The organism is Pseudomonas sp. AK106 (genome assembly GCF_053903055.1).
The window spans coordinates 2,992,970-3,005,761 of sequence record NZ_CP096426.1 but is presented as its reverse complement, the minus strand read 5'-3'; the positions used below and the strand labels follow the sequence as shown (position 1 = coordinate 3,005,761).

Genomic DNA, 12,792 nt, shown 5'->3' with positions numbered 1-12,792 from the left:
CCCTCTACCGTGAGCGTGTTCCGTTCACGATAGAGCCATCATGACCGCACACCCCCAATCCCAGGCTGAGCCCCTGCCATCCATCGTCGAAGAGCACTGGAAGCGCAATCTGGCCGTTTGTGTATTCGGCGCGTTCACCACCATCGTCGCCATGACGCTGCTGCTGCCGTTTCTGCCGCTGTATGTCGAACATTTGGGCGTCAGCGATCAGGCCGCCATCGTGCAGTGGTCGGGGGTGGCGTTTGGCGCGACCTTTCTGTCTGCGGCGCTGACGGCACCGCTGTGGGGGCGGCTGGGCGACCGCTACGGGCGCAAGCTCATGCTGATTCGCGCCAGCCTGGGCATGGCGGTGGCGATGTCGCTGATTGGGCTGGCGGAGAACATTTACCAGTTGGTCGGGCTGCGTTTGCTGGCAGGGTTGCTCGGCGGCTATGCCTCCGGCGCGACCATTCTGGTGGCGACGCAGACGCCCAGGGCGCGCACCGGCTGGGCACTGGGGATGCTCTCTTCGGGGATCATGGCCGGTAACCTCGCCGGGCCGTTGATTGGCGGACTGTTGCCGCCGCTGATCGGCATCCGTCACACGTTCTTCCTGGCCGGGGGCGTGATCTTTCTGACCTTCCTTGCGACGCTGTTTCTGATGAAGGAAGCGCCTCGGCCCCAACGTCAGGCGGGTGCGGCGAAGGCGCCGGCTGTGCGGGCGTGGGACGTCATCGCGGACAAAAGGCCGGTGCTGACCATGCTGGTCGTGGCCTGTCTGGTGATGTTTTCGATCATGTCCATCGAGCCGATCATCACCGTGTACCTGACCCAGTTGCACAGCGAAAACGTCACGCTGATGGCCGGGCTGGTGATGTCGGCCACCGCCCTGGCCAGCGTGTTGTCGGCGTCCCGCATCGGCAAGCTGGCCGACCGCATCGGCCACTGGAAAGTGGTCATCGGCTGCCTGACGGCGGCCGCTCTGTTGCTCATCCCCCAGGCGTTCGTCAGCCATGCCTGGCAATTGGTGCTGCTGCGTTTTCTCATGGGCATTGCCCTGGGCGGCCTGTTGCCGTGCATTGCGGCGATCATCCGCCATTCGGTGCCCGACGCCGTGGCCGGCCGCATGCTGGGCTATTCTACGTCTTGCCAGTACATCGGCCAGGTGCTGGGGCCGCTGACCGGGGGGTACCTGGGCGGGCATTTCGGGATGCCGGTGGTCTTCATCGCCACCTGCCTGCTGATGGGCGGGTGCGCGGTCGGGATGTTGCTGATGCGGCCTCTGATGTCCAGCGGGACCGGCGCCAGCCGGGCGGAGCGCGGCATTTGACAAAACCATGACATCCCGCACCCGATAATCGCCGCAGGAGGGGCGACGCCCCGGATTCGAGTACCGCCATGCACGGACCTTCATGGACATCAAACACAGCCTCAAGCAACGGATTGTCATCGTATTCGCCTTGATGAGCACCCTGGTCGCCGGGGTATTCGCCGCCGGTATCATTGCCACCGTGCACGTGGTCGAAAAGCGCCTGTCGATCATGAGCCTGAAGGGCAACATGCACCGTCTGCTGGCGGTGGACAGCATCAACGACTGGCGCCACCGGCCTGAAAAAGACGAATTGTTCTACGCTGAAGAGGGCGTTGGCGACCTTGCCATGAGCGATGACCTCAAGGGCCTGCCCCTGGGATTTCAGGAGTTCTTTCGCGGCAAGAAAGCCTATTACGCCATGGTCTCGGAAGTGAACGGGCGCCATTACGTGTTGTTGCGGGATCAGCGCAAATTCCAGAAACGTGAACGAATTCTGTTCGGGGTCGTGCTGGTCGGCTTCGTCCTCAGCGTGCTGTTGGCGGTGTTGCTGGGGCGGCTGCTGGCGTCCCGGGTGATCACGCCGGTGTCGCGCCTGGCCGGTCAGGTGCGCCATCGCGATCAGTTGCTGGAACTGGCGCCGGTGCTCGCCAGCGATTACGCCAATGACGAAGTCGGCGCACTGGCCCGATCCTTCGACGAAACCTTGGGCCGGCTGCGGGCCGCGCTGAGTCGCGAAAAGCTGTTCACCAGCGACGTCAGCCATGAGCTGCGCACGCCGCTCATGGTGCTGGCGACGTCCTGCGAACTGCTGATGGAATACCCGGCGCTGGACGACCGTTCCCGCACGCAGGTCAAGCGCATCGGCAAGGCCACGGCCGGTATGAACCAACTGGTCGAAACCTTTCTGTTGCTGGCTCGTACTGAAGGCAAGAACACGCCTCATGGCCAGCGGTCGTCTCTCGTGCTGATCGCCGACGAGCTGGCTGACACCTGGCGCACGCCCATCGAAGCCAAAGGTTTGCGCTTCAGCTATCAGCGCCTGGACGGCGACGACGAGGCCTACAACGCGCCCTTGCTGCGCTCGGTGATGGGCAATCTCTTGCGCAACGCCTGGCACTACACCGATCAGGGATTCATCCAGTTGACCCTGCGCAGCGACGGGTTCAGCGTCGAGGACAGCGGCATCGGCATTCCGCTGGAAAAACAGCAGGCCATGTTCCAGCCCTTCGTGCGCGGCGACGAACAGCGCGGGGAGGGGCTGGGCCTGGGGTTGTCGCTGGTCCAGCGCATCTGCGCCAACCAGCACTGGACAGTCAACCTGACCAGCCGTGATGACGGGGGATGCTGTTTTACCGTGTCGCTGAAGCCGACCCATGAGATGTTGGTGGCCACAAGCCCCAGCGCCGACATCAGCGATTAATCCGGCGCTTTCCCGGCTGAAGCCGGTCCTGCAGTCGGTCCTTCAGTCGAGGTCAGACCAATCCAACCGCGCCCGGTCCACAGGGCGCAGGCGACACCGCGCACGCCACTGGTCCGGTGCACCGCACGAGGGCTCGACAGTGCGCTCCAAGGGTTGCCTCCCTTATGGACCCGCGACCATGCATCCTTCCAGCCCATCACTCATTTGCATGCCTGCCGACGATCCCGCGGTAGGTACGGATGACACCCCTGAATACCCCCTGTCTGCCCCCATCAAACCCGACGATCCCGAGCGGCGCAGCGAGCAGTCCCAGGCCGAGACCGATGGGTGCACCCCCGAAACCGGGGCCGATCCGGCCGAGTGATTATCATTCGTTCGGATGGGGTAATCGCTGCGTCTGTCAGCAAATGCGTGTGCATCTGTCATTAGAATTGATGATTGTGCTTGGAAAGCTTCTTCAAAAACGGAAGAATGCGCGATTATTCGCGCACCTAACTCGCAATATTCACCACGCCAATACCGTGGCGGAGGAAGCAAATTTGAATCAGCTAAAACGCCTTCAGAGCGGAATTGAAGGGCTTGATGAGCTGCTAATGGGCGGCTTCGTTGCCGGGTCCTCGTACATCATTCAGGGTCGACCGGGCTCCGGAAAAACCATTCTGGCCAACCAGATCGGTTTCAATCACATCCGCAATGGCGGCCGCGTGCTGTTCGCGACCCTGCTTGCCGAGCCCCACGAACGGCTGTTTCAGTTCCTCTCCACCATGAGCTTCTTCGACAAAGACCGGGTCGGCGACCAGATCCAGTTCGTCAGCGCGTTCGACACCATGGAAAACGACGGCCTTGATGAAGTCGTCAAGCTGCTGCGCCGGGAGATCGTCCGCCAGAAGTCCACGGTGATGATCCTCGACGGGCTGCTCAATGCCCGCTCCAAAGCCGAATCCACCCTCAACACCAAACGCTTCATCTCCGAACTGCAGGGCCACGCCGCTTTCGCCGGGTGCACGGTGTTCTTCCTGACCAGCTCACAGCTGGACGACGGCAGCCCCGAACACACCATGGTCGACGGCGTGCTGGAAATGGGCGAAGAGCTGGTCGGCAACCGGTCCGTGCGCCGTATCAAGGCGCGCAAGACCCGTGGCAGTGGCGCCATCCCCGGCGCCCACGAATGCGAAATCACCGAAAACGGGCTGGTCGTCTACCCGCGCCTTGAAAGCACCATCACCCACTCGGCGCTGCGCGACAGTGCTGAATTCAGTGTCATCGCCAGCGGTATTGACACGCTGGACCCGCTGATCGGCGGTGGCCTGGTGGAATCGTCGGTGACCTTGCTCCTCGGCCCGTCGGGCACAGGCAAGACCACGTTCGGCCTTAACTTTCTCGCGCGCTCGACGCCCGATGAACCGGGGCTGCTGTTCGGCTTCTACGAGTCGCCACAGCGCCTTCGGGTGAAGGCGGCGGCGCTCGGGCTGGACTTTGAAGCGCTGGAACGCGCCGGTGCGCTGCACATCGCCTGGAAATCACCGACCGCCGAGTTGATCGACAAACTCGCCCTCGACCTGCTGCGGATCGTCGAGCAGCACGGCATCAAGCGCGTGTTCCTCGACAGTCTCGGCGGCATGGCCCGAGCGTCGTGCGACCAATCGCGGATTCTCGACCTCTTCAGCGCCCTGATGAGCGAGCTTCGCGCCCGTGGCGTCACGGTGGTCTCGAGCTGGGAAATCCGCGGCCTGATCGGTGGCAAGATCGACGCACCGGCCCCTGACATGTCGGGCATCGTCGACAACCTCATGCTGATCCGCTTCGCGCAATCGACGGCGGGGCTGACCCGGCAACTGTCGATCCTCAAAATCCGCGATAACCCCTACGACCCGGCCCTGCTGGACGTCTTGATCGGCGAGCAGGGTCTGACTGTGAAAAAGGCTGCGTTCCATGCCCTCGACGATTCAGGCAATGCAACGGCGTAGAAGTCGTCATCGAGCCGATGATCGCTCATTGGCGCGGAGGGCTGCATGACCACGATTCTGATCGTCGACGATGAATACCTCATCGCTGACATCCTCAGCTTCGCGCTGGAAGACGAAGGCTACCTGACGGTCACCGCCGGCAGCGGACTGAAGGCCCTCGGCATTCTCGAACGCGAGCGCCCGCAGCTGATCATTACGGATTACATGATGCCCGGGATGAACGGCATCGAGCTGGCGGAAGCGGTGCGCGTGAATCAGAGCCTGGGGCAGATCCCGATTGTGCTCATGAGCGGTGCGCAGTCGCATCTGGGCATCGCCCGGCCAGACCTGTTCAGTAAAGTGTTCGACAAGCCGTTCGAAATCAGCGCAGTGCTGGAAGCGGTACGGTCGCTGCTGGGCACGTAGGACTGGCTTCAGCCGGGAAGAGGCCGATGTGGACGCCAGCAATTTTGCGGCGCGGCTGCCGGCGCATTCCCGGCTAAAGCCGGACCCACGGTCGAGGTCATGGCTGCTGGCGAAGTCCGGGAGCAAGTCTCACTGGACGCTTGGGATGCTTTTTGTGGGACTGGCTTTAACCGGGAAGAGGCCGGTGTGGACGCAAAAATTCTACGGCGCGGCAGGTGATGCCGGGCGTGGATTGAAACTCGGGAAGGCAGGGCGGCCATGACGCCGCCCTGGGTGAATCAACGTCCGTCAGCGACCTTGCGTTCGATCTCAGCTGACTTTTTGTTCAGCTCCTCGGCGTCCTGTTCCTTTTCCCGAATGGAGGTCGGGGTGATGATTTCGTCCACCGCGCGGGTGTCGTTGTCAGGGTCATTGAGGTCTCGCTGTACCACGTTGACGGGTTTGCCAGCGCTGTCCAGGGTTGGCGCGTCCGGCTGGGTGACGTTGCGTGGGTCGACCGGGGTGTCGTTGCTCATGGGTTCATCCTCGCTGTGGGGTATGAGGGTTGGATGTGTCGACGGTCGCCGAGTTCGGGTTTTTTTCGGCCGCGTGCCAGGCGGGGCCGGAGCCGCTCAACGCTGCTCCACCAGATTAAGGAAGCGCCGCGTGCGCTCGTTGTCCGGGTCGACCAGCACCTCGGTCGGCGAGCCATCGGCGACGATGCGCCCGCCCTCCATGAACAGCACGCGGTCAGCGATGTCCTGGGCGAACTTCATTTCGTGGGTCACCAGCAGCATGGTCATCTGCTGCTCGTGGGCGATGGCGCGAATTACCGCCAGCACTTCACCGACCAGCTCGGGGTCCAGCGCAGAGGTGACCTCGTCGAACAGCATCACTTGGGGCCGCATGGCCAGCGCCCGGGCAATGGCCACGCGCTGTTGCTGGCCGCCGGACAGCTGCGCGGGATAGGCATCGGCCTTGTGGCTCAAGCCGACCAGCCCGAGGTATTGATGGGCGCGCTCCAGAGCCTCTTCGCGGCTCAGCTTGAGCACCTGAAGCGGGGCTTCGGTGACGTTCTGTTGCACGGTCAGGTGCGGAAACAGGTTGAACTGCTGAAAGACCATGCCCACCCGATGCACCACCGGCGGCTTCTTCGCACCCGGCCAGTGCCAGCCGCCGGATTTGGCCGGCACCGGCGAGCCGGCCACCTCGATACTGCCGTGCTGATAGGCCTCCAGGCCCTTGATCAGGCGCAGCACCGTGGATTTGCCCGAACCGCTGGGGCCGATCAGGGCGACTTTCTGACCGGCGGGGATGCTCAGGTCGAGGTGATCGATGACCCGGGTCGCGCCAAAGTTTTTCACCACTTGCTTGAGGATGATCTGCGGCGATGCGCCGGGCAGAGCGTGTGCGAGATCAGACATGGCTGCGCCTCTCGAAATATTTGAACAACAGGGAGGTCGGCACGCTGATCGCCAGGAACATCAGCGCCATCACCGTGTAGGGCTCGTTGTAGCGGTACGTCATGCCGGCGATCTGCTTGGCCGCCTGGAACAGCTCGGGAATCGTGATCACCGCCAGCAGCGGGGTTTCCTTGAACATGCCGATCAGGTAATTGCCCAGCACTGGCAGCATCGGTTTGAGGGCCTGGGGCAATACGATCCGCCGCCACGTGGTGGCGCCGTCGAAATCCAGGGCCTTGGCCGCTTCCCATTGTCCGGCCGGCACGCCTTCGATGGCCCCGCGAAAGGCTTCGGCAATGTAGGCCGCGTAATACAGGCCGAGCCCGATCACCCCGGTGGAAATCGCCGGCAGGGTCAGGCCGGCCAGGGGCAGGGCGAAGAACAGCACGTAGAGCTGCACCATTAGCGGTGTGTGCCGAAAAAAACTCAGGTAGCCGGCGCTCAGCCGTTGCACCAGCGCGTTGTTCGAGCGCTGGGCGATGGCCAGCAGCAGACCGAGCAGCACCGCCAGCAGAAACCCCAGGATCACCACTTGCAGCGTCACCAGCAGCCCCTGAAACAGATCGGGGACGATGGACCAGGCGAAGGCGTAATCGAAGTTCATGGGGCCACCCCGCGACGCCAGTGGGTGACCCGCCGCTCATAGCGCTTGACCAGCCAACTGAGCGGCCAGGCCATGACGAAATAACACACCAGCACGATGCTCCAGATCAGCGTCTGCTGGCCCAGGGTGGTGATCAACTGACCGCCGGAAAACGTCAGGTCGCTGAGGGTGATCAGTGACACCAGCGACGTGGTCTTCAGCAGCTCGACCAGTTGATTGCCCATGGGCGGCAGCATGAAGGGCAGGGCCTGGGGCAGGATGATTCGGCGAAACGCCGTGATCGCGTCGAAGTCCAGGGCTTTGATCGCGTCCCGCTGGCCCCGGGCGACATTGCTCAGGGCCGAGCGGACGATTTCCGAACCATAGGCGGAGAAGGTCAGGCCCAGGCCTAGAATGCCGGTGGTCATCGGCGCCAGGGTGATGCCAAACAGCGGCAGGATGAAGAACAGGTAGAACAGCAGCACCAGGGCGGAGATGCCCCGCAGGATTTCGACGTAGACCGTCGCGATCCAGCGCAGCGCGCGCCATGGGGACAGGCGCATCAGCGCGATGACAAACGACATCACCACCACAACGACTTGGGCGAAGAAGGTGATTTCCAGGGTGACCAGTGCGCCGTTGGCCAACTGGCGAGCGATGAAGCGCGCGGTGTCCAGGGTGGAAGCATCAAAAAGCATGGGCCGTACTCGTATGGGCTGGGGCCGTCATGTCGCGGGTGAAAGATCGAGAAGCTTCCCGGCTGAAGCCGGTCCTACTGGATGCGTGCGGTCTGTAGGACCGGCTTCAGCCGGGAACAGGGCCGTGGCGGCACCCTCGATTTCCAGTGTGCTCACCGACGCCTTCCCGGCTGAAGCCGGTCCCACTGAATGCACTCGATCCCACAGTAGGACTGGCTTTAGCCGGGAAGAGGCCCGTGCTGGCGCCCACCATTTTGCGGTGCGCCCACCGACGTCTTCCCGGCTGAAGCCGGTCCTACAATGGCGCCGGCATCAGCGCCGGCATCGGCATCGGCACCGGGATCAGCATCAGCGATTGCAGCGTTGCTCGGCGGTGACGTCGGCGGGTGGCAGTTCGTTTTCGGTGTAGCCGTACTTCTGCAGGATCTTCAGCAGGTCACCGGACGCGCGCAGTTTCGCCAGTTGCTCGTTGAACGCCTGGGTGAACGCCGGATCGTTTTTCGGCAGGCCGTAGGCGTGGTAATTCCAGGTCGGTTTGCCATCGGCGTCCGGGATCTGCTCGAACGGCAGCGCCCGTTCAACCGGCGTGCCGTCGGCTTTTTTCAGCAGGCCGATGATTTCGGCATCGGGGAAGTACACCACGTCGACGCGATCGGCCTGCAGCGCGGCGAGGGCTTCGGTGTCTTTGTCGAAGAGCACCACGTTGCCATTGCTGATGCCGCTGTCCTTGGCTTCCTGCACCTGATTGCTGCCGGGCTGGGTCGCCAGCCGCGCCTTGCCGTTGGCCGCGACGTCCTTGAGGCTGTGCAGCTTCAGCGGGTTGCCAGCCTTGACCAGAAACGCGCCACCGGAGCGGGTGACCGGGTTGGAATAGCCAATCACTTTGCAGCGTGCCGGGTTGATGAACAGGCCGGCACCGATCAGATCGAAACGACCTGCCGCGAGGCCCGGCACCAGCGAGCCGAACTCGGTGATGGGCAGTTCAACCTTGCTGATGCCCAGCGGTTCGAGAATGGCCCGGAGGATCTCGACGTTGGCGCCGACGATGTTCCCGTCGGTGCCCACGTAGGCATAGGGCTGCTCGTTGGCGATGCCGGCGGTCAGGCCCTGAGTGCGGCCCTTTTCCAGCAGGTCGGCGACGGCGGAGAACGAAACCACGGCATTCAGCAGCAGGGCGGAGCCGAGTGCGGCTGACAATGACAGGGATTTTCCAGCGATTGTGCGAGGGAAGGGCATGGCGGACTCGTGGCGTCAGTGGGGGCAGGAAAGCGGAAGCCGCGAATCATAAGAGTCTAAAAAAGATTAGATAAATATCGTTTAGTTATTAGTTTATGCACTTGGGTCCGATGGATTCGGCCCGTGCCACGGCAACCGTATCCCCCTTGGACCGCTCTGGCAAGGCGGTCCGGGGGAACAGTCCGTGTCGATCAGGCCGTGGTTGAGGTTTCGCGGTGCGGCAGTTTCCAGCCAGCGCGAATAAAGTGGCAGGTGTAGCCGTTGGGAATGCGCTCCAGGTAGTCCTGATGCTCCGGCTCGGCTTCCCAGAACGGCCCGGCCGGGGCGATTTCGGTGACGACTTTGCCCGGCCACAGGCCCGACGCATCGACATCGGCCACGGTGTCCAGCGCCACGGCTTTTTGCTGGTCGTTGAGGTAGAAAATCGCCGAGCGATAGCTCACGCCCCGGTCATTGCCCTGGCGGTTCGGGGTCGACGGGTCATGAATCTGGAAGAAGAATTCCAGGATCTGGCGGTAGGAAATCTGTTCGGGATCGAAGACGATTTCAATGGCTTCGGCGTGGGTGCCGTGGTTGCGATAGGTGGCGTGGTCGACGTCGCCACCGGAGTAGCCGACGCGGGTCGAGACGACGCCGGGGTAGCGGCGCAGCAAGTCCTGCATGCCCCAGAAGCAGCCTCCGGCAAGCAGCGCGGTTTCGGTGTGGGTGGTCATGGGCAAGTCCTTCCAGCTGTTGAGCGGTGTGTGTCAGACAAGCGCCGCAGTGTGCGTGTCTGCGAGCTTGTTGGCGAGTGGGCGGCGCAACGGCCGCCCTTGAAGATCAGAGGATGGAGACGCGCACTCGTTCACTCGCCGCCGAACTGCTGACGGTATTGGCCGGGCGTCACGCCGATGCGCTCATTGAATGCCTTGCGCATGTGCCGCGCGCTGCCGAAGCCGCAGCGACTGGCCACCACCTTGAGCGGCAGGTCACTGCCTTCGAGCAGTTTGCGTGAATGATCGATGCGCGCGTTGAGCAGGAATTGCATGGGCGTCAGGCTGGCTTCGCGCTGGAACGCCCGGGCGAAATTGCGCGGACTCATCGCTGCCAGGTCGGCCATGCGCTGCACGGTGTACGCCTCATTGATGTGATCGACGACGTAGGCCTGCACCCGGGCGATCGCGCTGTCATCCCGGGGCACCGCCGCCAGCAGCGGGCCGTAGGGCGTTTGCCCGCCCTGACGCTTCATCACCACCAGCAGCACTTTGGCGACTTCGAGGGCGATCTCCTTGCCGTGGTCTTCGGCGACGATGGCCAAGGCCATGTCGATCCCGGCGGTAATCCCACCGGAGGTGATCAGGTTGCGGTCGACGACGTAGATTTGCTCGGTTTCGACCCGGGTGGCGGGGAACCGCCGGGCGAGTCGCTCGACGTAGTTCCAGTGGGTGGTGCAGCGATAGCCGTCCAGCAGGCCAGCGTCCCCCAGCAGAAACGCACCGGTGCAGATCGCCCCGAAACGCCGGGCGCCCTGGACGGCGGCGGGTAGCCAGGCGGTGAGCTGAGGATGGCCGACGCCGTACGCGCCCGGCCCGCCGGGGACCAGCAGCAGATCGATGTCGGCCGGCAGATCGTCCAGCGCCACATCCGCCTGGACCTTGAGCCCGCAGGAGCTGCGGATGAGCAGCGGTCGCTCGGCCACCGTGATCAATCGGTACTGTTCTTCCGGTGCCAGCAGTCGATTGGAAATCGAAAAGACGTCCATGGGGCCGGTCACGTCGAGCATGAGCACGTCGGTGAACAGCACCACTGCCACTGTTCTTTGCCTGGAAATGTCGCGCATGCCTTGATCGCCTTTCTGTTACCGCCACTGCCAGCGCAGGGGGCACGAGCCTGAAACCAGGCGGCATTCTAGGGGATTGTGCGGAAGGATGTGAATGATGGGCGTTGGTTGACGTGCTGCCTGTTCAGCGCGGGCGATCGTCCCACTGAATGCGCGCGGTGTTTTTAGTGGGACTGGCTTGAGCCGGGAAGGGGCCGGTGCGAGCAGCCTCGATTTTGCGGTGTGGCTTCTGACGCTTTCCCGGCTGAAGCCGGTCCTACGGTCGATGTCAGCGCCGGTCCCACCGCGGATACGCAAAGCGCAAGATTCTGCGAGTCCGCCAGTCCGTAATCAATGTCCGGAATCATTGCGGATCTGACATTGCCGGCTCTGCGGGTGCGCTTTAGACTCCCGGCCATCCACTAGACGACTGGTCTACGCCATTCATTCTGGTCACACCTTTGAACGCCTTGAACGGAGTTTCACCCATGGCTACGCAACCCTTGCTCACTCACGTCAACCTCGGTCGGCACGTGCTGAAAAACCGCATTGCCTTCCCGCCCTTGACCCGCCAGAGAAGCCTGCAACCGGGCGATATCGCCTCGGACCTGATGGCGACGTACTACCAGCAGCGTGCGTCCGCCGGTTTCATGATCACCGAAGGCACCCAGATCGAGCCGCGCGGCCAAGGCTATGCATGGACCCCGGGCATGTATACCGCCGAGCAGGTCGAAGGCTGGCGAAAAGTGACCGACGCGGTGCACGCGGAAGAGGGCGTCATCTTCGCCCAGCTCTGGCATGTGGGGCGCGTGTCCGACCACGCGTTGCAGCCCAACGGCGAAGCGCCGGTTGCCCCATCGGCTATTCCGGCGGCCAACGCCAAGGCGTTCATCGAAACCGCGCCGGGCGCAGGGCAACTGGTGGTGCCGCCGACGCCTCGCGCACTGACCGTGGAAGAAATCCGCGAGTTGGTGAAGCTGTACGCCCAGGCGGCAAAAAACGCGATCGAAGCGGGTTTTGACGGCGTGGAAATCCACGCGGCGAACGGTTACCTGGTCAACCAGTTCATCTCCGAGCACGCCAACCACCGCGACGACGAATACGGCGGCTCGCTGGAGAACCGCCTGCGCTTCCTGCGCGAGATCGTCACTGCCGTCGCCGAAGCCGTTAGCGGGGATCGTCTGGGCGTGCGCTTCTCACCGCTGTTCGCCAGCACCGACGAAGAACGCGTCTACATCGGCCTGGTGGAAAGCGATCCGCATCACACCTACGTCGAAGCCGTCAAGGTTCTGGAAAACGCCGGCGTCGCCTACGTCTCCATCGCCGAAGCCGACTGGGACAACGCCCCTGAACTGCCGGAGACCTTCCGCAAAGCCATCCGCGACGCCTTCAGCGGACGCATCATGTACGCCGGCCGCTACACCGCCGAACGCGGCAACCGCCTGATCGACGCCGGCCTCGCCGACCTCATCGCCTTCGGCCGCCCCTTCATCGCCAACCCCGACCTGCCCGCACGCATCGCCAACGGCTGGCCCCTCAACCCCGTCAACCCGGCCACCCTGTATGGCGGGACTGAAGTGGGCTATATCGACTATCCGGTTTATAAGGCTGGCGAATAAAACCCCTCGCCTTATCCCGGATCGAGTACAGACGCGGACGCGGAGCGATCAGTGGAGGTAAAAGACGTTAGCGTTGTCCCGGGGACAGATTAATTTACGGTGAAGCGCTGTAAATAAATCAGTCCCCTATGCGCTATGGTGCACTCACTGGCCTCTTCCCGGCTAAAGCCGGTCCCACTAAAAGCGATGCGTTCAGTCAGTGGGACCGGCTTTAGCCGGGAAGCTGTTGATCTGACTTTGATCTTGATCTTCGTACACAAAAGGCCCAGTCACCGCCAATCGCGACTTGGGTGAAGGTATTCCGACGAAGGAGGAACCCAACCAGGAGCAAGC

The 12,792-nt window shown here is 63.0% G+C and carries 12 protein-coding genes; 5 read left to right on the top strand and 7 right to left on the bottom strand.

Annotation, left to right across the window (positions count from 1 at the left end; genetic code table 11):
* The first annotated feature begins 40 nt into the window (after positions 1–40).
* From M1E04_RS13335 to M1E04_RS13320, 4 genes are all read left to right on the top strand, one after another.
* A complete protein-coding gene (locus M1E04_RS13335) occupies positions 41–1,309 on the top strand; it encodes an MFS transporter (RefSeq protein WP_455912968.1) in 1,269 nt (422 codons plus the stop codon).
* 82 nt (positions 1,310–1,391) lie between these two features.
* Entirely contained in the window at positions 1,392–2,711 is a 1,320-nt protein-coding gene (locus M1E04_RS13330; RefSeq protein ID WP_065991592.1) for a sensor histidine kinase, read from the top strand.
* A 539-nt stretch (positions 2,712–3,250) separates the two neighbouring features.
* Entirely contained in the window at positions 3,251–4,678 is a 1,428-nt protein-coding gene (locus tag M1E04_RS13325) for an ATPase domain-containing protein (protein ID WP_456291471.1), read from the top strand.
* A gap of 45 nt (positions 4,679–4,723) precedes the next feature.
* Positions 4,724–5,083, top strand: coding sequence for a response regulator (locus M1E04_RS13320; RefSeq protein WP_065991595.1), 360 nt, complete (start codon positions 4,724–4,726; stop codon positions 5,081–5,083).
* A gap of 278 nt (positions 5,084–5,361) precedes the next feature.
* Here M1E04_RS13320 and M1E04_RS13315 read toward each other — a convergent pair whose 3' ends face one another.
* From M1E04_RS13315 to M1E04_RS13285, 7 genes are all read right to left on the bottom strand, one after another.
* On the bottom strand, positions 5,362–5,598 hold the full coding sequence (locus tag M1E04_RS13315) for a hypothetical protein (RefSeq protein ID WP_065991596.1): 237 nt from the start codon (positions 5,596–5,598) through the stop codon (positions 5,362–5,364).
* Between the two features lie 96 nt (positions 5,599–5,694).
* Entirely contained in the window at positions 5,695–6,486 is a 792-nt protein-coding gene (locus M1E04_RS13310; RefSeq protein WP_192131427.1) for an amino acid ABC transporter ATP-binding protein, read from the bottom strand.
* Complete coding sequence (ehuD, locus tag M1E04_RS13305) at positions 6,479–7,129, bottom strand: ectoine/hydroxyectoine ABC transporter permease subunit EhuD (RefSeq protein WP_065991598.1); 651 nt, start codon at positions 7,127–7,129, stop codon at positions 6,479–6,481. Before ehuD ends, M1E04_RS13310 begins: the two co-directional genes overlap by 8 nt.
* The gene (gene ehuC, locus M1E04_RS13300; protein ID WP_065991599.1) at positions 7,126–7,806 is read right to left on the bottom strand and encodes an ectoine/hydroxyectoine ABC transporter permease subunit EhuC; all 681 of its coding nucleotides are present in this window, start codon (positions 7,804–7,806) and stop codon (positions 7,126–7,128) included. The genes ehuD and ehuC overlap by 4 nt, the downstream gene beginning before the upstream one ends.
* 348 nt (positions 7,807–8,154) lie before the next feature.
* Complete coding sequence (ehuB, locus tag M1E04_RS13295; RefSeq protein WP_192131430.1) at positions 8,155–9,042, bottom strand: ectoine/hydroxyectoine ABC transporter substrate-binding protein EhuB; 888 nt, start codon at positions 9,040–9,042, stop codon at positions 8,155–8,157.
* Between the two features lie 191 nt (positions 9,043–9,233).
* Positions 9,234–9,755, bottom strand: coding sequence for a peptide-methionine (S)-S-oxide reductase MsrA (gene msrA / locus M1E04_RS13290; protein WP_192131433.1), 522 nt, complete (start codon positions 9,753–9,755; stop codon positions 9,234–9,236).
* Between the two features lie 131 nt (positions 9,756–9,886).
* Positions 9,887–10,861: a GlxA family transcriptional regulator gene (locus M1E04_RS13285; RefSeq protein WP_192131435.1), complete on the bottom strand. Its 975-nt coding sequence runs from the start codon at positions 10,859–10,861 to the stop codon at positions 9,887–9,889.
* Positions 10,862–11,328: 467 nt separating this feature from the next.
* Between M1E04_RS13285 and M1E04_RS13280 the strand changes: the two genes are divergently transcribed.
* The gene (locus M1E04_RS13280) at positions 11,329–12,459 is read left to right on the top strand and encodes an alkene reductase (protein ID WP_456291470.1); all 1,131 of its coding nucleotides are present in this window, start codon (positions 11,329–11,331) and stop codon (positions 12,457–12,459) included.
* The last annotated feature ends 333 nt before the right edge of the window (positions 12,460–12,792 follow it).

Coding starts and splice junctions, on each gene's coding strand:
- M1E04_RS13280 (WP_456291470.1), top strand. CDS start 11,329: ATGGCTACGCAACCCTTGCTCACTCACGTCAACCTCGGTCGGCACGTG.
- M1E04_RS13315 (WP_065991596.1), bottom strand. CDS start 5,598: ATGAGCAACGACACCCCGGTCGACCCACGCAACGTCACCCAGCCGGAC.
- M1E04_RS13285 (WP_192131435.1), bottom strand. CDS start 10,861: ATGCGCGACATTTCCAGGCAAAGAACAGTGGCAGTGGTGCTGTTCACC.
- ehuC (WP_065991599.1), bottom strand. CDS start 7,806: ATGCTTTTTGATGCTTCCACCCTGGACACCGCGCGCTTCATCGCTCGC.
- M1E04_RS13335 (WP_455912968.1), top strand. CDS start 41: ATGACCGCACACCCCCAATCCCAGGCTGAGCCCCTGCCATCCATCGTC.
- M1E04_RS13330 (WP_065991592.1), top strand. CDS start 1,392: ATGGACATCAAACACAGCCTCAAGCAACGGATTGTCATCGTATTCGCC.
- ehuB (WP_192131430.1), bottom strand. CDS start 9,042: ATGCCCTTCCCTCGCACAATCGCTGGAAAATCCCTGTCATTGTCAGCC.
- M1E04_RS13320 (WP_065991595.1), top strand. CDS start 4,724: ATGACCACGATTCTGATCGTCGACGATGAATACCTCATCGCTGACATC.
- ehuD (WP_065991598.1), bottom strand. CDS start 7,129: ATGAACTTCGATTACGCCTTCGCCTGGTCCATCGTCCCCGATCTGTTT.
- M1E04_RS13310 (WP_192131427.1), bottom strand. CDS start 6,486: ATGTCTGATCTCGCACACGCTCTGCCCGGCGCATCGCCGCAGATCATC.
- msrA (WP_192131433.1), bottom strand. CDS start 9,755: ATGACCACCCACACCGAAACCGCGCTGCTTGCCGGAGGCTGCTTCTGG.